The sequence below is a fragment of the Bacteroides sp. 3_1_13 genome (assembly GCF_001185845.1).
Classification (GTDB): domain Bacteria; phylum Bacteroidota; class Bacteroidia; order Bacteroidales; family Bacteroidaceae; genus Bacteroides; species Bacteroides xylanisolvens.
Genome location: NZ_KQ236956.1, coordinates 1,371,277 through 1,395,689, shown reverse-complemented (window position 1 = coordinate 1,395,689; position 24,413 = coordinate 1,371,277). Strand labels below are relative to the sequence as shown.

Sequence of the window (24,413 nt, the reverse complement as noted above, 5' to 3'; positions counted from 1 at the left end):
TGTAATAATGCTTACGCAGATATTTTTCAGACTGATTTTGGATAACGCCTACAACTTATGGGTATGATACTGCGTATTGCCTCAAGTCGCATAGTGGGGCAAGGGGATATTGTGGGCAGAAGTGGGTATTTCAGCCTCAATTTATCTGCTAATTCAGTGATGAGAGGACGTTTAGACGCAAGAAGGACGCTGAAGAGCTTAGTTGCGGATTTGAGGTATTTCATCAAAATCTCCATTCAGATAAAGTCCTTTGCTGATAGAGATAGAGCCGGGGATGTCTGATAGTGTATGGAGGTAAAATAAAGTATCAGTGGCAATCGGTCCACCCTTGTATAGAGGAATCTCGTCCAGATATTTAAATTCCATGATGATATCGTTCAGGAATAATGGCAGTTGTTTGTTGATAACCAATCCCATACTTCCTTCGTCCGTATGATCGACCAGTAAAATTACGGACCTGCCAAACGTTGCGTCACGCAGAAAAGGTTCAGATATTAAAATCCTTCCTCTTGATGGTAACACATTATTCGATTGAATCTTAAATATGTCAGAGTCGATATTCATGCCACTAATGTAAGAAAAAAAACGGAATAACAATCGTTATTTCCGTTTTTTTTCATTTAAAGAATGGCTTTTATGAATATCTTATGTCAGATAATCAGGCTATCGGATGATTTTCAGCAAATAGTTTCATTCTTTCGTCCAGTTGCGCATACTGATGGTCTTTAATAAAAGAGGTACACGCGCGTAATCCTTCCTGATGGCTTCCTGTTGTAACCAATGAGATCGCGCTTACTCCGTAGTACATCAGTTCTTTGGCCAGTTCGCCGCTGGTCATTCCCGGGTATCCGATGGTGAAATAGAATCCGTCCGCAATCGGGTCGCCCAAGTCGTTGTCATATACCAGGTGGAAACCGTGACGGAGGAAGATTTCTTTCAATTTTTGTGCTCTCTCACCATAGATTTTCACTTCGTTGAGGAAGTTATATTGTCCTTCGTTGGCAGCTTTCAGCATGGCAGCCATGGCGAATTGTGCGGAATGACTCGTTCCTGATGAAAGTGCATAAAGTACGCGATGAATGAAAACAGTTCCAAAAGTACCGCCGCCATATCGTTTGGTCAGTCCCGGATAGCTTCGGTGGTATAATTTATCAGAGATACAGCTCACTCCAATGCGCTGTCCGGCGTAGCTGAATGCTTTCGAACCGGAAATCAACAATACGTACTTATCTGTATAATGGGCTACTGATGGCTGGAAAGGAGGTTGGTATGGTTTGCTCAAATCCTGCCGGAAATCCATCGCGAAATAAGCCAAGTCTTCCAAAACAATCACATCATACTGTGTTGCCAATTCACCGATAATCCGCAATTCTTCCTCTTTCATGCAAATCCAACTGGGGTTATTGGGATTCGAATAAATGATAGCTGATATATTTCCTTTTTTCAGATAGCTTTCCAGTTTCTCTTTCAGTTTGTCTCCGCGGTAGTCATATACATCAAACGTTTCGAACTTTTGTCCCATTACTACCAACTGCTGTTTCTGTACCGGGAATCCGGGATCGATGAATAAAATCGTATCTTTCTTTTCGTCGCATTGACTGCAAGTAAGGAATGAAGCGAATGTGCCTTGCATAGAACCGGTAACAGGTACGCATCCCTCCGGATTTAAATCTACATTAATAAATGCTTTGATAAAGTTGGACGCTTCTTTTTTCAGTTCCGGCAATCCATTGATATCAGGGTATAGGCTGGCAATACCATTTTGTAACGCTTCAATTTCTGCTTTCACACCTACTGCGGAAGGAGGAAGTCCCGGAACGCCCATTTCCATTTTAATAAATTCAACTCCCGATGCAGCTTCTGCTTTCGAAGCAATAGCTTTCACTTCCCGAATGGTAGCTTTTGAAAAATCGACAATTTGAAACTCATTTATAGTTTCATCAATCAGATGTCGTTCAATTGGTGTATTTTTCATTCTATTTTCTATTTTATTAGTAGCTGCAAATGTACACGATAATTCTTAATAAACCCACTTTTTCAGAAAAAAGATACTGAAGCTATTGCAGGTTTCAAAAAAATATCTACCTTTGCATCCGCAATCGAGAGAGATGCTTTAGTGAATATTTTGGTGCGTTAGTTCAGTTGGTTAGAATACATGCCTGTCACGCATGGGGTCACGGGTTCGAGTCCCGTACGCACCGCACTTTCCAAATAAAAAATCCTCTGGTTTCTAGTAAATCAGAGGATTTTTTATTTGGAAGATAGCGATTAATCGCTATCTGTTTTTTCCATCATATCCCCATTTTATATAAATAGCTCCCCAGGCAAATCCTGCTCCGAATGCAGTGAGAATTAGGTTATCTCCTTTTTTGAGTTTATCTTCAAAATCCCAAAGGCAGAGTGGGAGAGTGCCTGCACTGGTATTGCCGTATCGTTCAATATTAACCATGACCTTTTCGGCGGGAACTTCCAAACGTTGTGTTACAGCAGTGATAATGCGTTGATTAGCTTGATGGGGAATCACCCAGTCGATATTGTCTTTGCTTAGATGGTTTCTTGCAATAATAGATTCACAGGCATCTGCCATGTTAGATACCGCGTATTTGAATACAGTGCGTCCTTCCTGATAGATGTAGTGCATTTGATTATCCAATGAATAATAAGAAGGGGTGCATACGGAACCACCGGCTTTAATATGTAAAAAAGGTAATCCTTTACCATCTGTCCTTAACACAGCATCCATAATACCCAAATCTTCAGTAGTAGGTTCAAGCATGACGGCTGCTCCGCCATCGCCGAAAATAGGACAAGTTGCCCGATCGGTATAGTTTATTATTGACGACATCTTTTCAGCACCTACAACCACCACTTTCTTGTAATTTCCGGAACGGATAAAGTTAGCTCCTGTTTCCAATGCATATAAAAAACCACTGCAAACGGCCTGTATGTCGAAAGCAAAAGCTCTTTTCAGTTCCAGTCTCTCACATAAAATAGAAGCAGTGGAAGGAAGGCGGTAATCAGGAGTTGTTGTAGCTACAATTACCAGATCAATATTATCCGGATTTGTATGGGTGCGTTTTATCAGTTGTTTGACAGCTTTACGAGCTATGTAAGAAGTTCCTAGTCCTTCATCTTTCAGAATACGCCTTTCCTTAATACCAATACGCCCCATAATCCATTCATCAGTGGTATCTACCATTTTTGAAATCTCATCATTGGTCAAGATATAATCGGGTACATATCCTCCGACTCCTGTAATTACTGCGTTTATATTTTCCATTTGTTTTATCTAGTTTGGTAAATTGAATAAGGAGGTTGATCCAATAATAAAAATGCGGGCGCAAATATATGGAAAAGAGACTGAAATCCAATATTAGTTTGTGAAACTGTAGCCTTTTTAATTAATAAAAAGGAATATTTGACCAAATTTTGTCTGACTTTTTAATAGACGATTTTTGTTTAAAGTGACGGACTGTCGTAAATACTTGATTGATAGAGCATCATGAGTGCTATTCCAATATTGGTAACCAAGAAGTTTGCGAGCAACTTGTTTTGGCATAAAGATGGCATGTCGGTTATTCAATTTGTACCTGTCAGTAATGCATGATAATAGTCAGTTATTCATTGAAAAAGTATTGCATATGTGAAAATATTTTGTTAATTTTGTAGATATAAATCAAAGCTTATTTATCATGAAAGAATTTACAATACGTGCGTATGGCCGTATGGAACTTGCCTCACTTTATTCTCCCGAACTAACCGACATCGCTGCTTATCGAAAAATGAAGAAATGGATCCTGTTATGTCCGGGACTTCTACAACGCCTGTATGACCTCGGCTATCAGCCCAACTGCCGTTCTTTCACACCTTTGGAGGTAAGAGTGATTATAGACGCATTGGGAGAACCATAAGACACGGGATAAGATTGTTGAAACTTAAAAAAAGAAGAGATCGTAAAGCATTGCTTTTCATAACCTAAAGCATCGCTTTACGACCTCTAAAGCTAAGCTTTAGCTCTTGTAAAACACTGTCTTATTTTACCGTTCAGGCAGTTGTATTCTTTTTCATCCAATCTATTCCGGGTACGTAATCCTCCAGTTTCGTCATACTCGGATCATGTCTGAAATAAAGCTCACCAGTCATTCCGTTGCGGTGTTTCACAATACCCATCACACCCAATCCATCTGTAGAGTAGGTGCTTTTGCGGTCTGTCGCACGTCCGGAGAGAGCAGGGCGGGAAAGCATCAGTACTAAATCAGCATCTTGTTCGATAGCCCCACTTTCGCGAAGGTCACTCAAACTGGGACGGTTATCGGGATGCCCCTCTACATTACGATTTAATTGACTGAGTAGTATCACAGGGATATGCAATTCTTTTGCCATCATCTTGGCTTTGCGGCTAGCTTGGGCTACTTCTTGCTCTCGGTTGCGGTTGTGTTGGTCTGTTTTCATGTCACACAGTTGCAGGTAGTCAATAATGACACCGTCACATTTTCCTTTACTTTGTAACAGTTTAGCAGAAGAACGAACGTAATCCATACTCACCGACGGATTATCATCGATATGAATAGGCAGATGAGACAACTCTGTTGATGCCTCGTGTATTTGCCGTAATTCGCTGGGAGTTAATTGTCCGCTGAGGAGATGATCGGGGTTAACTCCCGTAGTGGCAGCCAGTAGCCAGCGGTCTCCCAAACGTTCACCTTGCATTTCAAGACTATATACAGCAATGTGATATCCCGCCGAAGCAGCGGTGCGTGCCAAATGTAGGGCGAATGCCGTTTTCCCTACTGCAGGACGGGCAGCTATAACAATCATGTCACCTGCTTGCCAGCCGCATGTCAGGCGGTCAAGATCAGTAAATCCGGTTGGCAACCCTGTGACACCATTCTTGTTGGAGGCTGCACGGACTTCTATTAGTTTAATGGTATCCTCCATAAGTTGCAGCATAGAACGAAGATGCTCGGTAGTACCACATTCCTTTTCCAAACGATCGAGGAGGGAATGGGCGTCTGCCAAGGTATCGTCTATATCAGTCGTTTCGTCGGCAGCCAGTGCCAGCAGTTTGTGAAATCCTAAAATCGTTTCACGACGGATATATTTCTGTTTGAGAATCCGGGCATGATATTCCAGGTGAGCACTCGACACTACGCGTGAACTGATACGCACCAGTGTATAAAGCCCTCCTATAAATTCGAGCTTGCCATGCCGGGCAAGTTCTTCTTTTATGGTCATGATATCAATTACTTGCCCGGCATGGTACATATCCTGCAAGGCAGCATAAATCTCACGGTTCGTTTCAGTGTAAAATACTTCCGGCCGTAATATGTCGGCAACCAGTGTAATAGCTTTGCTTTCCAGCAGGCAGGCGCCGAGCACGACTTCTTCGAGTTCGGCGTCCTGTGGGTTTGTTATCTCACTCATTTTCTTTTCTAATAGTCATATTCATTCATAAATGCCTTATTTGACAAATAGGAGGCAGCCTGCATACAGTACTTGATATCCGCCAGATTATCATAATATTCATCGATGTGACTTAGACTGAGACAACGTTCGTTGACAGATAACTTGTTCCATTCCCGGCGAGCACGGCCGACATTGGTTTTAGGCTTCCGGGTAATATCATGATATTTTTCCCAAAACGTATCGAAGGTGATACCGTCAGCTTCGGCACGGACACTTTCCCGACGTTTCTGTCCGACCAACAGATCGTAGTCGGGTATGCGGATGTGAGTGATATATGGATTAGACAATCTTTCGATAATACCTTCATCGTACATTTTATTGAAGAAATACCGCGTGCGACTGCGTTTCCAACCGAATAATTCTGCCCAATGAACCATGGACATTACAGATTCACCCCGCCGGCATTGAAATGTGTACTGGTGGATGCGACATTCCACAGTACTATAATTGACATGCGTTAATACCAAAATAAACGCGTCGAAATATCCTGTTGCGCCTTTAGTCACTTTTATTTGCTCCTCGAATAAGACTTTAGGGAAGAGGAGATATCCCTTTTTAAGCATTTCTGCTGTAGATTTAATCATACTTTATATTGTTTTAATTTGGTGCGAAGGTAGTCCGGTTGGTTGAGATGTACAATTTTACGGTTATGAACGGCTAAATATTTTAATATTGGCTCATGTGTCCAATACCCCTGATTATTGCCCATATTTTTGGACCTCTCTGTCTGCCTTCCTCTACTTTTGCTCAAACGCCCTGTTAAAAGGGGAGGCCGGCATGCCTATATTAGCACTTCGACCACCCCTTCATCCATTAATATATAAATGAAAAAAAGAATGTATTAAAATACATTATATCTTTTTCTTCATTTTCGGGACAGCAAGATATGAATTCTTTTTTATCATTTCGTATACTAATGCAGGCGTTCCCCAGAACCTTACAATAATCGCAATTTGCTGAGGAGTGAGCGTTGTGGTATGCGGGGTGAATCCCGCTTCCGTGAGTTGGTTCAGTAATACCGCATGTTCTTTGATGATCCGACGGAACGCTTTCACCGCTGAACAATTATACTGATAGTTCGGAAAATAAGCTACTGCCACTTCGGACAGTGCATGGCAGCCATGAAGCAGCCAGTCAAAAGATTGATTATCCATTGTTTAAAATATTTAAATATTCCGCAAAAGTACGATTCGTTTCATTGGAAGGAAAAACCGATTTTATGATGCCGGTAATTTAAATGTGTTATAAGTATGAATATTTTTAAATAAAAATCTAATTATTTAAACAATCTTCTCTATATTTGCATGCGAAATTAAATTTTATATGGCATTTTTGCCGGTTAATAATCAGTAAGGTCAAACCGTTTATATATAACTAAATTTTATAATGTCAAAAGGAATAGAGGTCATAAAAGATCGTTTACAACGAAAGCGTGAACAGTACATTCGTCAGGAAGAGAAAATAGAACAAATGAAATGTACAATGCAAAACACTAGCGAGGAAATAGAGCAGCTGGAATATGTTCTTAGTGAAATGGAACACATATCGGATACGCATCGTGAGCCACGAGTGAGTCCCGATGACAAAGTGGGAGACGTGTTTGCATATCTCTGTCGGGTGTTTGAGTTTTTACAGCACCGCTTAAAGCTGCATTTTAAATATAAACTGGCATGTGAAGTCATCTTTGCCCGTTATCAATTTCAAAGCCGGTCGCATACTCCCGGGCGGGAATATCTAAGCTTTGCCACCATACTGACTTACTTTAAACGTGAGAGAGGAATGACGGACGGGTGATTTCAAAAATATCGAAATATAGAGATAATAACATGAAAAACAAATGTTTTAGGAACAGAAATGACGAATTTGATATTTTTTCCTTATTTTTGTGTGTCCATTTTTGAATGATATGATACAGATAATACGATTAAAAGGAAAAGACAAACATTTATATCGGCTTGTGGCGCCGATGGTGATGGATCCCGAAGTGATACGCGCAAACAATAATTACCCTTTCAAGACGGGCGAAGAGTATGTGTGGTTTATTGCGATTGAAGATAAAGAAGTGGTGGGCTTCGTGCCGGTGGAACAGAAAAGCCGGAAGAAAGCTGTAATCAATAATTATTATGTAAAGGCAGAAGACGCTGGACGGAAGGAAATCCTGTCGCATTTGTTGCCTGCCGTCATTGCGGAATTCGGGCCTGAGAGTTGGTTGCTTAATTCGGTCACACTAGTACAAGATAAAGAAACATTTGAAAAGTTTGAATTTATATCCATGGACAAGAAATGGACACGGTATGTAAAAATGTATAGATAACTTATGGCAAAAAAGAAAATAGCAGGCACAAAGAATGTATATGAATTAGCACAAGAACGACTGAAAGTTATATTTAATGAATTTGATAATATATATGTGTCATTCTCCGGAGGTAAAGACAGCGGGGTACTGCTGAATATGTGTATCGATTATATCCGGAAGAATAACCTGAAGGTACGTTTGGGAGTTTTTCACATGGATTATGAAATCCAGTATAAAATGACCATCGATTATGTAGACCGGATGCTGGAAGCTAACAAGGATATTCTGGATGTGTACCGGGTATGTATTCCTTTCCGTGTGGCTACCTGCACCTCGATGTATCAATCCTTTTGGCGTCCCTGGGAAGATAATAAAAAGAATATATGGGTTCGTTCCATGCCTAAAAAGGCAATGACCAAAGATGATTTTCCTTTTTATAATACAACCATGTGGGATTATGAATTCCAGATGCGCTTTGCGCAATGGATACATACTAAAAATGACGCTGTGCGCACTTGTTGTCTGATCGGAATCCGTACACAGGAGAGTTTCAACCGGTGGAGGTGTATCTATATGAGCCGCAAATTCCAGATGTATCATAAATACAAATGGACTTCAAAAGTAGGAAATGATATTTATAATGCCTATCCTATATTCGACTGGAAGACAACGGATGTATGGACAGCCAATGGAAAATTCCAGTGGGATTATAATATTTTATATGACCTTTACTATCGTGCCGGAGTCAATCTGGAGCGCCAGCGTGTAGCGAGTCCTTTTATTAACGAAGCGCAAGAGAGCCTGCAACTTTACCGGGTGCTAGATCCCAATACCTGGGGTAAAATGGTCGGAAGGGTGAACGGTGTGAACTTTACCGGTATGTATGGCGGTACTCATGCGATGGGATGGCAGTCGGTGAAACTTCCCGAAGGATATACATGGCGCGAATTTATGTATTTCTTGTTGTCCACTTTGCCGGAACGGGCGAGGAAAAACTATCTCCGTAAACTATCAGTGAGTGTGAATTTCTGGCGGACAAAAGGTGGATGTCTAAGTGATGCTACCATCCAAAAGTTGATTGATGCGAAAGTACCGATTATCGTTATGGACAACAGTAACTATAAAACGTTGAAAAAACCGGTACGTATGGAATATCAGGATGATATCGACATTCCGGAATTCAAAGAAATACCTACGTATAAACGGATGTGTGTGTGTATTCTTAAAAATGACCATGCCTGCAAATATATGGGATTCTCACCTACGAAGGAGGAGATGAGTAAGAGAAGTCAAATTATGGAACAATATAGAATCATAGTATCATGAGTGTAGATAAAAGTCCTGTTTACGAGGTAAAAGCGGTACCCGTAGAAAAAGTATATGCGAACGATTATAATCCGAATGTCGTTGCACCGCCTGAAATGAAGTTGCTGGAACTATCTATTTGGGAAGATGGTTTTACAATGCCATGTGTATGTTACTACAATAAAGATGAAGACCATTATATACTGGTGGACGGCTACCATCGCTATACGGTATTGAAAACTTCCCAACGAATCTATAAGCGTGAAAACGGCTTATTGCCGATTGTGGTGATAGACAAAGACCTGTCTAACCGTATGAGTTCGACCATCCGGCACAACCGTGCGCGTGGAATGCATAACATTGAATTGATGTGCAACATTGTTGCGGAACTTGACAAGGCAGGTATGTCCGATCAATGGATAATGAAAAATATTGGTATGGACCGTGATGAATTGTTGCGTCTGAAACAAATTTCAGGACTTGCCGATCTGTTTGCTAATCGCGAATTCAGTATTCCTGATGAGGTGGCACCTACGGAAACAGAGCGTAAAACCTTATAATTTGATAACTATATATACATATAGAAATTGAACTTGTTGTCATTTAGGCACAAATTATACAAGTTATTGGGCTATTTTGTTGTATAAAATAGCTATGTCTTTTGTCTAATTTGTGCCTAAGTTGTGTCTAAATGACACAGAAAACCATAACTTCCCTCCATTGTCCAAGTTTTTATGAGAGAAACTTGGTTTTTTTTAATGTTCGCATATCGAAAGAAATGAGGATATTAAATATTTTTGTTGTGAATTTCGTAACCCTCTTGTTCGCTACCTGCATAATTAGCCCCTTTATTCTAAGTTGATTCTCTGTAACAGAAATGAATACAATTTTGTATCTCCTTTAATATTCCGAAATTTGCAATATGAGATTTGGACAAAAATATTGTCCTGAGAGAAAAGCAAAAAGAGAAATAAGAGAGATATACAAGAAGTAGAAGAAAGTATATTAGAGAATTAATGAGAGAAATAACAAAACTTACAATCAGTATTTTATATTTGATTTTTTTATTATCTGTGATGTGTGTGCAGGGGTCGAATGTGACCGGCACTCTCTTTCAATTAACATCGAAGGTGACAACTTGTGCGGATATATATGCCAAGTTGTTGACTAAGCCGTTGAGCAATCCTTTGCTTGGCTCTCTGTCTTATAGTGACACTCAAGAAACTATCCCCATGAATTTATAACATTAAAAACAGGAAATTTGGAAAAAGAAGTTCATATTAGACAAAGGGAAGCTGTTCCTGCTACGGGAAGTACACTTCAGCTCATGCCTACTGGAAATTCAAATTCGGAAGTGTATGAAATCGATTATTTCTGCCTTACGGGCGAAGTGGATGAAAGTGCTAAAAATTGGATTCGTCTGTATTCTTCCGTAATGCCGGAGGGACATACAGGAGAAGAACGCATTATCGTTGAAGACGGTAAGATATATATTAAGGTATTGCCCAATGTAGAGGCGGATTCCAGAAACGGAATCGTACATCTCACAACAATGGTGTCTTCCGTTAAAACGGGTATCAGTAATGTGCAACGCATAAAAATAGATGTTACTCAATTGGGGCAATAAACAACAGTAAATGTGATATAAATGAAGAAAGTTACTATACTCATATTATTCATGCTCGGATGTGCCATTTCCGAGGGTCATGCCCAGAAGGTTGCGCTGAAAAGCAATCTGCTGTATGACGCTACTACTACCATGAATCTGGGGCTGGAGATCGGACTGGCGCGTAAATGGACGCTGGATATTCTGGTCAATTATAATCCGTGGAAACTTTCCGACGGCAAACGCCTCCGTCATTGGGGAATACAACCTGAAGTCCGTTACTGGTTTTGTGAGAGTTTTCGCCGTATGTTTGTCGGAATGCATGGACATTATGCCGATTTCAATGTAGGGGGATGGCCCGACTGGTCTTTTATCAGTGACAATATGCAGCATACGCGTTATCAGGGATATCTTTATGGTGGTGGCTTTTCCGTAGGATATTCGTGGATTCTGAAAAAACGCTGGAGTATAGAAACATCTGTCGGAGTGGGATATGCGCACATTGTATATGACAAGTATCCTTGCGCTACTTGTGGTACGAGACTAAAGGAAAGCAGCAAAAACTATTTCGGGCCTACTAAAGCAAGTGTGTCACTTATTTATGTAATTAAATAATGAGGAGTATGATAATAAGAAAAATAGATTTCCTTGTGTGTATGTTGGTGGTTTGCAGCCTGAATATAAACACTGCTATGGCTCAATCCCGCTCTTACGAAGGTGGCATTACTGTGAATCCGGTGCGGTTGGAACAGAAAGGTGATTTTATTCATGTCGATATAGATTTTGTTTTGAATAATGTGAAAGTGAAATCTGCCCGGGGAATGGATTTTATTCCGCGACTGGTGACTCCCGGATACACACAGAATCTTCCGAAAGTTTCTATTAAAGGTCGTGACGAGTATCTGGCGTATGAGCGTGAGCTTGCGTTGATGAGTGCCAAAGAGAAGAGAAACTACGAGAAGCCATATATAGTGGAAAAAGCTGGAAAACTAAGAAATGATACGATTCGGTATCAATATCTGGTTCCGTTCGAATCATGGATGAAGGATGCGCGTCTGGACGTGCAGCGTGATGAATGTGGTTGCGGCGAAACGGAATTGATGAACACAGAGGAATTTGGCAAAGTGACGTTGGAACGTGTATGGACGCCTTATGTAGTGGTTCCTCAGTTTGCTTATCTGCAACCGAAAGCGGAAGAAATCAAACAACGAGATATTCAAGCAGAATGTTTTCTGGATTTCGAGGTGAATAAAGTCAATATTCGTCCCGAATACATGAATAATCCTCAGGAACTAGCTAAAATCCGCAAGATGATCGATGAGCTGAAGTCCGATCCGAATGTGAAAGTGAACCGTCTGGATATTATCGGTTATGCTTCTCCGGAAGGAACATTGGTAGCGAACAAACGTCTGTCTGAAGGGCGTGCCATGGCACTTCGGGATTATCTGGCACACAGATACGATTTTCCGAGAAACCAATACTACATTGTCTTTGGAGGTGAAAACTGGGACGGACTGGAGAAGGCGCTTGAAACAATCGAATTGGAATATAAAGGCGAAGTGCTGGATATTATCAGGAATATACCTATTGAAAAAGGAAGAGAAACAAAACTGATGCAACTTCACGGAGGAACGCCTTACCGATACTTGTTGAAGTATATTTTCCCAAGTCTGCGTGTGGCTATCTGTAAAGTGAATTACGAAGTGAGGGATTTCAGTGTGGAGGAAGCGAAAGAGATTATCAAGACGCGTCCGCAGAATTTGAGCTTGAATGAAATGTTTTTGGTAGCTAATACCTATCCGACAGGCTCGCAAGAATTTATTGATGTGTTCGAAACGGCTGTCCGGATGTATCCGCAGAGTGAGATTGCAAATATAAATGCTGCTACTGCCGCTTTATCACGCAATGACTTGGTTTCGGCCGAACGTTATCTGGGCATGGTGAATTCGAATAAGAATTTGCCGGAATATAATAATGCTATGGGAATATTAATGTTAATGAAGGAAGATTATGAATTATCGAAGAAGTTTTTGAAGGTTGCAGAGCAGTCAGGTCTGGATGCAGCTAGGGGCAATCTGGAAGAATTAGTCAGGAAGAAGGCTAATGCTGCCGAAATGAGAAAAAATGGTAAGTAAAACTTACTGATTAAGTGGGAAATTATATATGTATTAATTCTAATAATTTTTTGTATTATGCTAAAGATTAAATCAATTTTAGTTTCGTTGCTGGCCATTGTGGCATTGGCAAGTTGTTCAAATGAGAATCTGGAGGAAAATCCGGAGGTTGAAGGGGGAGCAGGTTATGATGTAGCTTACGTATCAATTAGTCTGACTAATCCAAAAGTGCCTGGTTCACGTGCTTCTGGCGAAGAAACGGCTTTGAAGAAGGAAAGCGCGATTAATGAGCTCTATTTGATTACGTTCGATGCGAGTAAGGTGGTGACTATGGATGAAAAGGCAACTAAGTATGCCACGGTATTGGGATCAAGTTCTTTTGATACAGATGATGCAAGTGGAGTTACGACTCCGAATACTCCGGTTAAAGTGAACCCGAATACTAAGTATCTGCTTGTTGTTGCCAATCCGGGTTACCAATTAAAGAGTCGCTTGGATGCTATTGCGGCAGATGCAACCTATGCTACCATCAATGCAATGGTTACAGTTCCTGAAAACAATACTAAGCCCAACAATGCTTATCTGGTAGAGGAGGTTGTGCACTCCAAAGGTTGTGCAATGATTAATGTCGGATTCTACGATGATGTCAATTCAAAATGGGAAGATGAATGTCTGCTCGATGTATCGGACAAGATTGTTTTGGTCAGCGACTATAAATCGGAAGCGCAAGCTCAGAACGCAGCGAAAAGTAATCCGGCTACTCTTGAGATAGAACGCCTTGCTGCAAAGTTGGAAGTTATGATTGGCAGTCCATTAGCAGTTGGACCTATTGAAGATGGAACAAATGCAAGTCTTGGACAGTTTGATTTTGGAAATTGGACTATAGATTACTACAACTCTCTGTTCTATCCTTTTGCAAAGAAGACTACCACAAAGTCGTCTCATACTTCTGGATTCTACAAAAGTAACTTCTATACAGTTGACCCGAACTTTACGACTGCAGGTGGAACTGAATATCTTACAGGCATTGTTAAGAATACACTTGATGCTACTACTCGCGAACCTAAGGTAGAATGGGCTACTGAAAGTACAACTGTGGGTGAAAGTTACAAATACTGCATCGAGAATACGATGGCTGAAGGATATCAGAAGTTCGGTGCGGCTACGCGTCTGGTACTTAAGGGACAATATGCACCTTGGAAGGCCGGTGAATTTACTTTAGGAGATGACTGGTATCGTCTTCCTAACGGAACTAACTCTAAAAACTTCAAGAGTTTTGCCGAATTGCTGACTGCTTATACGCCTGCTAAAGCTAAACAAACAAACTCAGAACCAATGAATGCGGAGGAGAAACTCTTGGTTTCGGCATGTGAACTATTCTATGACCAGATAAAACTTATGCTTGCCAATGATCCGGGTGATTTTGCATCTCTTACGCAGACTATTCTTGACGACAGCAACATTCAGAATGGTGGTGAACTGTGTAAAAAAGAAGGTTGCATCTATTGGTATCCAAAGAGTCTCAACTATTACTACTATGAGATTCGTCATGACAATGCAGCCAACGATTACATGGAGTATGGGAAATACGGTGTAGTACGTAATAACTATTATACGCTTACGCTGACAAAGGTGAATGGTAACGGTACACCGTGGTATCCTGGTGGTGGTCCCGAAGATCCGGATGAAGAAGAAGATATCGATAAGAAAGGTGCTTATCTTCATTTTGAGATTAAAGTTGCTCCGTGGATATACTGGACTACAAATTTCGAAATCTAAATAAACTCTTTGCTTTCAAAGAAAACAGGGCAGTGCGGACTGCCTGCCCTGTACTTTTTTTAATAGATATTCCGTGCGGAACAGACCGCCGAAAAAAGTAAAAACAAGCCGGTGACAGGCTTTCCAAAAACAGCACTGAAATATACCGGCGCATCCGAGATGCAATGAAATGCAAAGCGCGCCCCTAAAAGAGGAAATAACCGGAGGTCACAAAATAGAGATCTCTGACAATATAAAATGGCAAACCGATAGGGCTGCCCCCTAAAAGAAAAAGATATGTTCGGAAAAACTAAATCGCTGTTCCTTATCGTTGCTTCGATGCTATGTATGGCTTCGTGCGACAGTATACGCGAAGACCTGCCACGGTGCGAGCTTTGGTTGGAATTTGTATTCGACTACAATATGGAATATGCGGATGCATTTAATCCGCAGGTTAAATCGGTGGATGTACTTGTGTTCGACAGCGATGATAAATTGCTTTTCACCAAAAGTGCCGAGGTTGCTGCGCTGGTTGGTGGAAACCAGATGTCGTTGACCGACGAGCTCGATTTCGGAAGTTATAAAGTACTGACCGTCGGAAGTCTGTCTGACAGATTCCGGCTTTCGGACAATGCTGGTAATAAACTGGCACCGGGAACAACCACCCTCCAACAGGTCATTGTATCCCTGAAGCGGGAGACGGATGTTGTTAATTTCGAGTTTCAGCATCTTTACTTCGGAGAGGTTGTGGAAGTGGACCACCTGCCATCCAGTACCGACCATAAAATTTATCCGGTGAACCTGATACGTGACACCAATCGGTTTAATCTCGCGTTAATGGGATATGAGGAAAATAAAGTGGATGGCACACAATATACATTTGAAATTCAGGCACCGGAAAATGCGGTTTATTCCTGGGAAAACGAACCCGCAGGACAAGGGCCGGTTACTTATGTGCCTTACTATACAGGTCCGGGTGAAATATCCGACGTGGTTATGTCCGCACGCCTGAACACGATGCGTTTGCTCAACAGGAGCGGATGGGATTATAAATTTATTATAAGGGATGCGAATACCGAAGCCGAAGTCTGGAGCTATAATCTGATGACACTCTTGAGTATTGCACGGCCGGTTTCCCGTTACGACGGAACGGAGCTTCCCTTTCAGGAATATCTTGACAGGCAGAGTGAATGGAACCTGATATTTACAGTTGTTGAAAAAACCGGAGGAGGATTCCTTCAGATTGGTATTGTCGTGGGGAACTGGATTCATTGGCTCCACGGGATGGAAGTTTAAGAATGAGAAAAAAGCTATTACATATCATTTGTCTGGCATCCACCATCCTTTTGTTCTCATGTAGTAGAGAAGCTGATGTAGCTTATGAGTTGCCTGCCCATACTACCCGGGCGCAACTTAGCATCGACTTGGTGAACAATGGGGATGTGGAACAACAGGAGAAGATAAACTCCATGCGGTTTATCGTATTCGGCAGCACGCCCGGTGGCGTGAGGCTGGATGTGAATGAACATATCTTGTTGAGTACTCCGGAGACAGCTACTGATATAGATGCGCAACTTCTCAAAGTGACGTCCAGCAATGATATCCTGGTCGTAGTTATAGCCAACGAACCGCAGAGCCTCACAAGCAAACTTGACGGTATAGCCAATCTTTTGACGTTGCAGGAGATGATTTACGATATCTCCAGCATACTGAATAGTGACGGGCAGATTATTTCGGCAACCGGAATGCCTATGACAGGAGTGATCCGGGATATATCCATAGCACCTGATGAAACCAAAACAGTACAAATGGTGATCGAACGTGCCGTAGCCAGAGTAGATGTTTTTATCGAAGCTATAGACGGCGGGGCGGTGACCGGATATACTGCCGGAAGCACCAGTGTCACCTTGCATAATTTCTCTCACGATAGCTATTTCGTGATGGGAAACGTGGGCAACGGCACGCGTGATAACGCCGACCCTTCAAAAAACTACGGTAAAGTGAAGGAAGACGTGTCGGAAAGCAATTTGTTAACGCATAAGTGGACAGCTGCGACTACAGAAACTTGGGCATATTCATCGGCTCCCGGAGCTGAAAACCGGAAGTTGCTTTGCTCGTTCTACACAGCCGAACGCCTATTCAAGTCGGATTATTCCGACCGACTGTCTATCAGTATGGCTAATGTCCCGAAAGGCCCTTCGGACGTCACCGGAATAACCGAGAAAGTAATTGAAAGCGTAACAAAGGTTGATGGCACAGGCAGTCCGACGGCGCAACCTTTTACGGAGATCCGTCGGAACAACGTGTATCAGGTAACGGCACGCGTCGGAAAAATAGGTATTCAGATACTGACGATAAGCGTGGAAGATTGGGGTGAAAGACAAGACATTGACTTGGATCTGGGCTTGTAATATCTTTCGTTGATTGTTTTTAATTTCGGAAAAGAAGTAAGATGATAAAGACTATTAATAATATTAGGATGATTATGGCAATGGCTGTCCTTTCGGCTGTCCTCTTTTCGTGTGTCAGAGAAGAGATGACGTGTGATAAGGAATTAATTGTTGTGCAACGTATCGGAGAAGGCGGCTATGTCTACACTCGTGGTGCGGCAATCTCTTCGAATACCGATCTGAAAGAAGAGACTTTCGGTCTTTACGGCTCACTGACTCCCAATGCTTCCGTTCCCCAACCATACTTCAATGCAAGTGCCACGGTTAACGCCGACCTGACAGCCACCATCTCGCCGTTGCAATATTGGCCCGGATTGCTGAATGCGAGCATGAAATTCTTCTCCTGGTATCCGTACAACGATGCGAATGCGCCTACTGCGAGTTTCACTGATCCCGAAAAAATGGTGCTGAATTATACAGCGAATGCATCCGCCGCCAATCATGTCGATGTACTGGCGGCTATATCGGGCCCTGTATGGGTTGAGGGTGTGAATATACACTTCTACCACACATTGACCAAGGTTACCTTTACATTCAAGAAAGTAGCTCTTGTACCGGATGAGGTGACTATCGAGAAAATAGAATTCCAGAATGTAGGAAAAAGCGGTAACCTTGCGGTGACTGAAATTCCGACCACCACGACGAAAAACGGCAAACCGAAGTTTGTCTGGAGCGATGTTGCCACCGGGAAGGTCGTTTCTACTCTCACCGACAACAAAACGGTGACCGAAGATGCCATCTTGATGGGGGATACATTCCTTATGCTACCGACCGACGCTTTCTCCGCAACCGCCAAAATCGTTGTTACCACCAACTTTGGCGACCGGGAATTCCTGTTCAGTGATATTATCGCCAAGAACCCGCACTCTTGGGAGTCGGGCGAGTACATCAACTACAATCTTACGATATCCAACGAAACCTATCAGCTTTCAGCCACGCCGCTTGAATGGACGGAAAGCCCGGTGAATGTGATTTTCGACAAACAATATTATCTCAAGTTATCGCAGACTAAGGTACAGACGGCTGGTGATGGTGTTACTGTCAATATAGAAGCGAAAACGAATTATGATGCCAATCCGAATACGGGCTATCTGCCGGGTGCGTCATTAAACAAAAGTACTATGGATACGTGGGCAACGGTTAATATGGCCGAGACATCCTTTTCGGGAGGTGTATATACCTATAATATCCGGGTTGTGATGCCCGGATTTAACTCCGGAACCGGAACTAAGCGGGAAACAGGCTTTTATATCAATGCCGGTAATCTGCGACATCATGTACTGTTGAGCCAGTGGAAAGAAGACGGAGAGTGGTTGACCTCGAACGTAGAATTGGACGGCAGCGATGGTGGAACCGGAAATATACAACGTCGCAAGCTTGTCTTTACTTCGGGCAATCCGGGAACGTGGGAGTGGAAGATAACCCAGATACAGGATCCGGATAAAATTCTGCTTAACAGTGAGACAATGCTTGAAACAAGTGGCGTGAGTGGTGATGTGGTTTACTTCTACTTTAGAGCCGATGCTGTGTCCGGTGATACGGCTACACTCACACTAACCAATACGAATGGTGATAATCTGCCAATAGCGGTGACATTGACCGCGCCATAATGGCGAATATGCAATATTAAAGTTTAAGGAAAGGAAATAGAAATATGCAATATGGGATTTCAATCATAAGAAGGTGCTATCTTTTGTCTGTTTTGTTGATGACGGTATGGCTTACCGGATGCGTACAGGAAGAATTAGGATCAACACCTTCTCCGGCAGGAAACGGTATCCGGTTTACATTAACGGTTCCCGATGTAAATCTTCCGTCCGTATCTTCGCGTACGATGACCGGAACGGGAACTGCAAAGAAAGAAGACGAAATAAAAACGGTGGATATTCTTATTTTTGATGCGTCAAAAACACCGGCGGTATACTTGGAATGGGTCACCGCTACAGGAGTCACGCAGGACTTGGCTGATAATTCCACTGTGAGTTTCTCTGCCAAACTTCCTTTCACCACCGCATCTACCTGCATCGTGGTTGTGGCGAATAGGGAACTTGATGATATTGTGTCGGGCTTCAAGAAGGGAGTGACCACCAAGGTTGAGGCAATGGAAAAGATGCTCCACACCCAGACCGGCAAATGGCTGGCAGACGGCTCGACGACTGGTGGGTATACGCGGATTCCAATGTACGGGGAGAAGGTAATAAACAAAATCACTCCTTCGATGGAGCCGATAACCGGCATAAATATGAAACGTATGCTGGCGCGTATCGATATCCATAATAACAGTGCCACTTCGAATTTCACGGTCGAAGAGGTTTATCTGGCCAATTACAATACCACCGGATACATTGCTCCGCCGTGGAACACGAACGGACAGGTTACTGAACCGGCTCCGGATACTCCGGTTCTCCCTGCGAACAGTGGTAAAATGACGGAAGAAGGGGATGCAATTCTTTACTCCGTAAAGGGTAACACACCCTACGATGGGGAGATTTATACCTTTGAATCCCTGGCGGCAGAGGATGCCGGTGGTGTGGGACAAGACGGAGAAGCGAGCCGTAAGGATGCCACTTGCCTGATTGTGAAAGGAAGGATTGGTACTGGTGAATCGACATTTTACCGGGTGGATTTCACCAAAACCGGAAATATAGGAGAGCAGGTGGAATATTTGCCTTTGAAGCGAAACCATAAATACATCATTACTATTACTCAGGCGTTAGGAACCGGTTATGCAAGTCTTAGAGAGGCGTTGGCATCCTATACAGTCATGTCCAACCTGAAGTTCCGGTTGATACACTATGACCGTGATAAGGTCAAAGATGTAGTCTACAATGGGCAATATATGCTCGGAGTGGGTGAATCGGAGGTCGCTGTAACTCAATACCAGAATAATAGTTATGCCATAGACGTTTTTACTGACAGTCCCGGCGGCTGGAAGGCCACTGTTACTGCAGGGAGCGACTGGCTCAAATTTGAAGGTGGAGCCGATGCGGCGTCGGGCGTTGCGAACGACGATACCCAACTCAAATTGAAGATTCCTTATTTTAATAATGAAACTATAGGTGTTGAGCGTAAGGCTACTGTTACGTTGACAGCAGGGCGCTTGACTCACAATATTGAAGTGACGCAGTATACGATAGATCCGGGAATTATTAAATTTGTTGATGCATACGGAAATGTGTTGGAGAGAGGTCTTTTTTTCCCGATTAGAAATCCCGATGGTGACGAACTCCCTCTTGAACCGCAGACGGTGTATGTCATGTTTTCCGTGGATAAGATAGAAGGCAAACTTTTTGACACTAACGATATCAGTATGATCCAATACAATGCCGGCGGTTTAATACCGCAATTAGACAGGACGAATACGGTACCATTCAGTGAAAGGGTGCAGGCGTTTACCATACAGCCTAATCCGCGAAGAGCAGGTGATGGTACTGTGGAAGATGGTGCAGGCTGGTGGTGGCGTTGGGACTTCATCTTATTCGGCCTGTACGATAAGGAGGGATACCTCACTCATGTACAATTCCCCATCAATCAAGGGGAGTTGGAATTCTCATTCCGATATATTCCCACTACAGTCAATAGCCGTACTTATAAAGTCAATCTGGGTGCGGAACAATACTTGCAATTATTTGTCAATAACAATTGGGAAATTATGGATATTGAGGAATTGAATATAACGAACGATGATGGTACCGGACTGATTCGGACCGATTCGGATAATGATGTAATTATAGGCAGAAAGAATGCGGACGACAAGATGTATCTTGAGTCTATCATAGGCTATGATGACGGCAAGGGGAATGATGTGGTTGGCCACGGATACGATTTTAGGCTGAAGCTTCACCCCGGCAAGTGGAAAGAGGGAAAAAGCGGAACGATAAGAATCACGTTCAGAAATGTAATGCATACTGTGTCGGATGAAGAATTCCCATTTTATCGTACGATTGACTTTCAGATGGTGTCCGAAACCAAATCTTACACAACTGCCGGGGAACCTCTTTTCTATCTTTATCCGCTTCGGTTTGATAACAGGATATATTATCAGGGAGTAGGCGATGCCAAACAAAGTGTGGGGCGGTTGGAAAATGTAGCCGATGCGGAGGATATCTGTAGGAATATAGGCGATGGTTGGCGTTTGCCTACTGCCAGTGAACTGTTGCTGTCATTCGCTTATGAAAATGCTTTGGGTGGCAATGCGGAGAATTATAATAATCATGATAGCCAGAATATATATGGGTGGTATCAAAACTGGACCGGTAATTACTGGACTTCATCATACTATGAGGCTAAAGGCTCTGCTACCCGTTTTTGGATGGAGATGTCGGCAGGTTTTTTGGATTCCGAATCTGTTAGCAAGAATAATTATTTCCGTTGCGTGAGGAATAATACAAATAGTGGAAAGAAGTACCCTTATCTAACGGTAGAATCCTCGGGGGTCACTATTGTCTCTCGCGATGCCAGTGGAGGAACGGATCCTTCGGTGTTATTTGCTTCAGGTGAAACTCCGGGTACAAGTGACGCGATGAATAAGGTTGCTCCTAAGCTTCAGATTGAAAATTCCAGTAGTAATGGTAAAACTTGGTCGGAAGCAAAAGCGGCATGCGAAGAAAAAAAGAGTGGCTGGCGTCTGCCTACCCAGCGTGAGATGTATTTGCTACTCAGTATGGGAGGGGCCATTACCAGCATCGAGAACCAAGGTTTCGGTAGTTCAACTACTTGGACAGGGAGCGGATTCGAGAAGATTAGCGCTGTGCACTGGACATTGACTTCACGCGATGGCGGCTATTGGGTGGTCGGACATAATAATGGAGAATTCGGTGCATGGACTACGGAAGAATCCACCAATTGGGCTTGGTATCGTTGTGTGCGCACAATAGAATAAAAGCTAAAAGAGCTGTATCAGAATGTTGTTTGTCTTCATTCTGATACAGCTCGTCTTTTACACCTCTTTCTTTTATATCCTAAAATCTACAATTGTTTACAAGGTATTGATAACTTCCAATTGCTTTTGTAAAAAAGCGATACGCTGTGCTTCTCCACTTTCTGAAACTAGAATAGAGTGGCGCTTCAACGATTGAATCCAATTGCGTTGCATCTGGCAGATATATGAGCTTTGCGAATCCATCGAATTGATAGAATATACCCGCAGTAGGCTGACTTGGTAATCATGTTTCTCGATATAACTGTAAGTGGCTTCGAAACTGATATTGGACAGATAGAAAGATACTTTCTTGTTTTCGCTGAACTCTCCTTTTATGGACAGATGTTCTACCACGTCAAGTAACTGAAGAAGCTCTTCCTTCAAATGCATGACATCGTCCTTGCTTATCAGATTCAGACTTGCAAAGTACTTGATCTCTTTCACTAAAGAATAAAAGATATTTGTGTCCCAGATGAAAAACGTTTTTGGACACTGTCTTATACTTTCACTCAACTTCTTATGCACATTGACAATCCGTTCATCCACAGACATCTCTTCCAAAGAATGTGGCGTCTTTATATCTCCGTTCTGATACATCCATCGGCAAAGACGGAATTTAGACAAATTCTCATAGGAAGAATAAAGTGTAAAGGGCAGGGAATTGGATGCAGTATACACCTCCGTCGTATTATCTGTTTTTACATAGTCGAAAATTTGCAGATAACGGTTGATTATTTCGTAATAACTTTCCAATGCATTGGAAGCATGAAGCAAGTTCAGGTCGAAAGTAACTTTATTAGATACATGGCTACCGACAATCTGGTCGATAGAAATACCGAGTTTTTGAGAAAGCAGCGCTACTTCGTCTATTGTAAAAGACACCTCACCCCTCAATCTGCGATAGACAGCTTCCTTTCCCATGCATAAAATGTCAGCCAAAGTATTGGCCAGATTCATATCTTGAGGAATTCGCTCCCTCATTGTAGATATTAATTCGTTTAGAATACCGTTTTTCATTGTTTGTTCCTTTAATTTTAATGTTAATAATCTCTGTGATACATTCTATGCAAAATTACGTCTTGTGTTTGAAAGATTTGTGTGGTAAAACAGAGATGAATGTGCAGGTCTTTTTCTGATTGGGAATCAAGTGGGTAGGATGGGAACAGGGAATGAAAAAAAGTAGATAAGATTCTTATCTACTTTCATTTATTGGAACTTAATTTTTTTTGAAGTTCTAATCTGCGAAAATAAAATTAAAGAGCGTCAATAATTTCTCGCTGTTGCTTGAAGAATTGAATACGCTGCATTTCACCGCTTTCGGATATCAAAGTGGAGAACTTTTTCAGAGATTGAATCCATTCTTTCAAGGTACAGAAAATTTCGTTGTCCATCGTGGTAATGGAGTTGATAGAATAAATACGTATGAGGCTCAGTTGCAGATTATTGGTGTCTACATAACTATATGTTGCCTCGAAGTTGATATTCGACACATAGATGCGTACACGATTGCCGTCGGCTGTTTTACCGTTGATAGCCAGTTCTTCCAGTTCGTCTGCCAATAAGAATAATTCTTTTTTGATTTCTTCTTTCGTTTCGTCGGAAATGAGATGGATGCTGGCGAAGTATTGGATATCGTTGATGAGATGCTGGAAAATCATATTATCCCATATATAGTCTATGGAGTGGATATGACGTGTCATTGCTACATAGTCTTTTTGGATATTGACCAGTTTCGATGGAATATCCAACTCTTCGAAACTCTTGCAATCAATATATTTATTCTGGTACATCCATTTGAATAAACGGAATTTTGCCAGAAGCTCATGTTTCAGATAGAGAGTCTGGGGAATAATGTTGGCAGAAGTTCCCATTACAGAATTCGGGTCATCCGGCATCGTATTAATCAGCGAGACATATTTTTCAAGGATATTGTAGTAACTCTCGAACGGGTCGTCATAATCTACAATGTTTATATTGAACATGGCGTTCGATTTGAAACTCAGTCCTATAATCTTGTCTAGCGATATACCCAGTTTTCTTGAAATAAGAGCCGACTCTTGCAAGGTGAAAGGTACTTCACCGCGCAATCTTCTATATACTGCCTCTTTTCCTATGTATAGCGTGTCCATTAACATATCTGCCAGTTGCCCTTTGAGCGGAAGTTTTTCCTTCATCGCTTCTATGAGGTTTGCATTTGGATTATTTGTCATCATAATAGTTCTAATAAATAATACTTTTCTATTATAAACATTTGTCAGTGGCAAGTTGTTTCGGAAATTGAAACTATTTAAATCTTCTTTTTTTTAAAACCTTAATTCCGCAACACTATTATAAAATATTTTTTTTAAGTACCTGAGCAACAAAAAGTTGCTCAGGATTTTGCCATGTCAGAGGATTCACTTAACTTAGTGTTGCAAAAAAATAATCAAACAAAACCTCATCAGGCATGGCAAAAATGCAAATAAAATCCGAGAAGCTCACTCCTTTTGGAGGAATA

General features: G+C 42.0%; 21 protein-coding genes, 1 tRNA gene and 1 pseudogene. 15 read left to right on the top strand and 8 right to left on the bottom strand.

What is annotated here, in order from left to right:
* The first annotated feature begins 57 nt into the window (after positions 1-57).
* On the top strand, positions 58-282 hold the full coding sequence (locus tag HMPREF9009_RS26250) for a hypothetical protein (RefSeq protein WP_083444210.1): 225 nt from the start codon (positions 58-60) through the stop codon (positions 280-282).
* On the opposite strand, the pseudogene HMPREF9009_RS18170 reads toward HMPREF9009_RS26250, so the two are convergent.
* Positions 217-564: pseudogene (locus tag HMPREF9009_RS18170) on the bottom strand (YqgE/AlgH family protein); the annotation flags it as partial. The gene HMPREF9009_RS26250 and the pseudogene HMPREF9009_RS18170 overlap by 66 nt on opposite strands.
* Before the next feature lie 94 nt (positions 565-658).
* Entirely contained in the window at positions 659-1,975 is a 1,317-nt protein-coding gene (locus HMPREF9009_RS18165; protein ID WP_049702935.1) for a pyridoxal phosphate-dependent aminotransferase, read from the bottom strand.
* Positions 1,976-2,127: 152 nt separating this feature from the next.
* Between HMPREF9009_RS18165 and HMPREF9009_RS18160 the strand changes: the two genes are divergently transcribed.
* A tRNA-Asp gene (locus tag HMPREF9009_RS18160) sits at positions 2,128-2,201 on the top strand.
* A 74-nt stretch (positions 2,202-2,275) separates the two neighbouring features.
* On the opposite strand, the gene HMPREF9009_RS18155 is transcribed toward HMPREF9009_RS18160, so the two are convergent.
* A complete protein-coding gene (locus HMPREF9009_RS18155) occupies positions 2,276-3,280 on the bottom strand; it encodes a beta-ketoacyl-ACP synthase III (protein WP_049702934.1) in 1,005 nt (334 codons plus the stop codon).
* A gap of 412 nt (positions 3,281-3,692) precedes the next feature.
* On the opposite strand from HMPREF9009_RS18155, the gene HMPREF9009_RS18150 reads away from it, so the two are divergent.
* Complete coding sequence (locus HMPREF9009_RS18150) at positions 3,693-3,911, top strand: DUF4248 domain-containing protein (protein WP_008022164.1); 219 nt, start codon at positions 3,693-3,695, stop codon at positions 3,909-3,911.
* Between the two features lie 133 nt (positions 3,912-4,044).
* Here the strand turns inward: HMPREF9009_RS18150 and dnaB are convergent, their stop codons facing one another.
* The 3 genes from dnaB to HMPREF9009_RS18135 form a co-directional block, all read right to left on the bottom strand.
* On the bottom strand, positions 4,045-5,424 hold the full coding sequence (dnaB, locus tag HMPREF9009_RS18145) for a replicative DNA helicase (protein ID WP_049702933.1): 1,380 nt from the start codon (positions 5,422-5,424) through the stop codon (positions 4,045-4,047).
* Between the two features lie 8 nt (positions 5,425-5,432).
* Positions 5,433-6,050, bottom strand: coding sequence for a hypothetical protein (locus HMPREF9009_RS18140; protein WP_032811748.1), 618 nt, complete (start codon positions 6,048-6,050; stop codon positions 5,433-5,435).
* A 267-nt stretch (positions 6,051-6,317) separates the two neighbouring features.
* Positions 6,318-6,620, bottom strand: coding sequence for a DUF4248 domain-containing protein (locus HMPREF9009_RS18135; protein WP_008022167.1), 303 nt, complete (start codon positions 6,618-6,620; stop codon positions 6,318-6,320).
* Positions 6,621-6,852: 232 nt separating this feature from the next.
* On the opposite strand from HMPREF9009_RS18135, the gene HMPREF9009_RS18130 reads away from it, so the two are divergent.
* The 12 genes from HMPREF9009_RS18130 to HMPREF9009_RS18075 all read left to right on the top strand — a co-directional run bounded on the left by HMPREF9009_RS18130 (position 6,853) and on the right by HMPREF9009_RS18075 (position 21,877).
* Entirely contained in the window at positions 6,853-7,260 is a 408-nt protein-coding gene (locus HMPREF9009_RS18130) for a hypothetical protein (RefSeq protein ID WP_049702932.1), read from the top strand.
* Between the two features lie 112 nt (positions 7,261-7,372).
* A complete protein-coding gene (locus tag HMPREF9009_RS18125; protein WP_049702931.1) occupies positions 7,373-7,780 on the top strand; it encodes a hypothetical protein in 408 nt (135 codons plus the stop codon).
* Positions 7,781-7,783: 3 nt separating this feature from the next.
* Positions 7,784-9,088 (top strand): DUF3440 domain-containing protein, encoded by a 1,305-nt coding sequence (locus HMPREF9009_RS18120; RefSeq protein WP_008022172.1) that lies wholly within the window; start codon positions 7,784-7,786, stop codon positions 9,086-9,088.
* Positions 9,085-9,627, top strand: a complete 543-nt coding sequence (locus tag HMPREF9009_RS18115) for an IbrB-like domain-containing protein (protein ID WP_004313605.1) — start codon at positions 9,085-9,087, stop codon at positions 9,625-9,627. Before HMPREF9009_RS18120 ends, HMPREF9009_RS18115 begins: the two co-directional genes overlap by 4 nt.
* Positions 9,628-10,328: 701 nt before the next feature.
* Positions 10,329-10,694, top strand: coding sequence for a hypothetical protein (locus HMPREF9009_RS18110; protein ID WP_004313606.1), 366 nt, complete (start codon positions 10,329-10,331; stop codon positions 10,692-10,694).
* Positions 10,695-10,715: 21 nt separating this feature from the next.
* The gene (locus HMPREF9009_RS18105) at positions 10,716-11,288 is read left to right on the top strand and encodes a DUF3575 domain-containing protein (RefSeq protein WP_049702930.1); all 573 of its coding nucleotides are present in this window, start codon (positions 10,716-10,718) and stop codon (positions 11,286-11,288) included.
* A gap of 8 nt (positions 11,289-11,296) precedes the next feature.
* The gene (locus tag HMPREF9009_RS18100; protein WP_083444208.1) at positions 11,297-12,808 is read left to right on the top strand and encodes a DUF3868 domain-containing protein; all 1,512 of its coding nucleotides are present in this window, start codon (positions 11,297-11,299) and stop codon (positions 12,806-12,808) included.
* 57 nt (positions 12,809-12,865) lie between these two features.
* Entirely contained in the window at positions 12,866-14,566 is a 1,701-nt protein-coding gene (locus HMPREF9009_RS18095) for an Mfa1 family fimbria major subunit (RefSeq protein ID WP_049702929.1), read from the top strand.
* A gap of 276 nt (positions 14,567-14,842) precedes the next feature.
* Complete coding sequence (locus HMPREF9009_RS18090) at positions 14,843-15,841, top strand: FimB/Mfa2 family fimbrial subunit (RefSeq protein ID WP_049702928.1); 999 nt, start codon at positions 14,843-14,845, stop codon at positions 15,839-15,841.
* A gap of 2 nt (positions 15,842-15,843) precedes the next feature.
* Positions 15,844-16,956 (top strand): fimbrial protein, encoded by a 1,113-nt coding sequence (locus HMPREF9009_RS18085; RefSeq protein WP_049702927.1) that lies wholly within the window; start codon positions 15,844-15,846, stop codon positions 16,954-16,956.
* Between the two features lie 41 nt (positions 16,957-16,997).
* Positions 16,998-18,605 carry a fimbrillin family protein gene (locus HMPREF9009_RS18080; protein ID WP_049702926.1) on the top strand — a complete coding sequence of 536 codons (1,608 nt, stop codon included), beginning with the start codon at positions 16,998-17,000 and terminating at the stop codon, positions 18,603-18,605.
* A gap of 44 nt (positions 18,606-18,649) precedes the next feature.
* A complete protein-coding gene (locus HMPREF9009_RS18075) occupies positions 18,650-21,877 on the top strand; it encodes a fimbrial protein (protein ID WP_049702925.1) in 3,228 nt (1,075 codons plus the stop codon).
* A 96-nt stretch (positions 21,878-21,973) separates the two neighbouring features.
* Here the strand turns inward: HMPREF9009_RS18075 and HMPREF9009_RS18070 are convergent, their stop codons facing one another.
* Both HMPREF9009_RS18070 and HMPREF9009_RS18065 read right to left on the bottom strand, forming a co-directional pair.
* Positions 21,974-22,933, bottom strand: coding sequence for a hypothetical protein (locus HMPREF9009_RS18070; protein ID WP_049702924.1), 960 nt, complete (start codon positions 22,931-22,933; stop codon positions 21,974-21,976).
* A gap of 236 nt (positions 22,934-23,169) precedes the next feature.
* Positions 23,170-24,129, bottom strand: coding sequence for a hypothetical protein (locus tag HMPREF9009_RS18065; RefSeq protein ID WP_049702923.1), 960 nt, complete (start codon positions 24,127-24,129; stop codon positions 23,170-23,172).
* Between the last annotated feature and the right edge of the window lie 284 nt (positions 24,130-24,413).

Coding starts and splice junctions, on each gene's coding strand:
- HMPREF9009_RS26250 (WP_083444210.1), top strand. CDS start 58: ATGGGTATGATACTGCGTATTGCCTCAAGTCGCATAGTGGGGCAAGGG.
- HMPREF9009_RS18165 (WP_049702935.1), bottom strand. CDS start 1,975: ATGAAAAATACACCAATTGAACGACATCTGATTGATGAAACTATAAAT.
- HMPREF9009_RS18155 (WP_049702934.1), bottom strand. CDS start 3,280: ATGGAAAATATAAACGCAGTAATTACAGGAGTCGGAGGATATGTACCC.
- HMPREF9009_RS18150 (WP_008022164.1), top strand. CDS start 3,693: ATGAAAGAATTTACAATACGTGCGTATGGCCGTATGGAACTTGCCTCA.
- dnaB (WP_049702933.1), bottom strand. CDS start 5,424: ATGAGTGAGATAACAAACCCACAGGACGCCGAACTCGAAGAAGTCGTG.
- HMPREF9009_RS18140 (WP_032811748.1), bottom strand. CDS start 6,050: ATGATTAAATCTACAGCAGAAATGCTTAAAAAGGGATATCTCCTCTTC.
- HMPREF9009_RS18135 (WP_008022167.1), bottom strand. CDS start 6,620: ATGGATAATCAATCTTTTGACTGGCTGCTTCATGGCTGCCATGCACTG.
- HMPREF9009_RS18130 (WP_049702932.1), top strand. CDS start 6,853: ATGTCAAAAGGAATAGAGGTCATAAAAGATCGTTTACAACGAAAGCGT.
- HMPREF9009_RS18125 (WP_049702931.1), top strand. CDS start 7,373: ATGATACAGATAATACGATTAAAAGGAAAAGACAAACATTTATATCGG.
- HMPREF9009_RS18120 (WP_008022172.1), top strand. CDS start 7,784: ATGGCAAAAAAGAAAATAGCAGGCACAAAGAATGTATATGAATTAGCA.
- HMPREF9009_RS18115 (WP_004313605.1), top strand. CDS start 9,085: ATGAGTGTAGATAAAAGTCCTGTTTACGAGGTAAAAGCGGTACCCGTA.
- HMPREF9009_RS18105 (WP_049702930.1), top strand. CDS start 10,716: ATGAAGAAAGTTACTATACTCATATTATTCATGCTCGGATGTGCCATT.
- HMPREF9009_RS18100 (WP_083444208.1), top strand. CDS start 11,297: ATGATAATAAGAAAAATAGATTTCCTTGTGTGTATGTTGGTGGTTTGC.
- HMPREF9009_RS18095 (WP_049702929.1), top strand. CDS start 12,866: ATGCTAAAGATTAAATCAATTTTAGTTTCGTTGCTGGCCATTGTGGCA.
- HMPREF9009_RS18090 (WP_049702928.1), top strand. CDS start 14,843: ATGTTCGGAAAAACTAAATCGCTGTTCCTTATCGTTGCTTCGATGCTA.
- HMPREF9009_RS18085 (WP_049702927.1), top strand. CDS start 15,844: ATGAGAAAAAAGCTATTACATATCATTTGTCTGGCATCCACCATCCTT.
- HMPREF9009_RS18080 (WP_049702926.1), top strand. CDS start 16,998: ATGATAAAGACTATTAATAATATTAGGATGATTATGGCAATGGCTGTC.
- HMPREF9009_RS18075 (WP_049702925.1), top strand. CDS start 18,650: ATGCAATATGGGATTTCAATCATAAGAAGGTGCTATCTTTTGTCTGTT.
- HMPREF9009_RS18070 (WP_049702924.1), bottom strand. CDS start 22,933: ATGAAAAACGGTATTCTAAACGAATTAATATCTACAATGAGGGAGCGA.
- HMPREF9009_RS18065 (WP_049702923.1), bottom strand. CDS start 24,129: ATGATGACAAATAATCCAAATGCAAACCTCATAGAAGCGATGAAGGAA.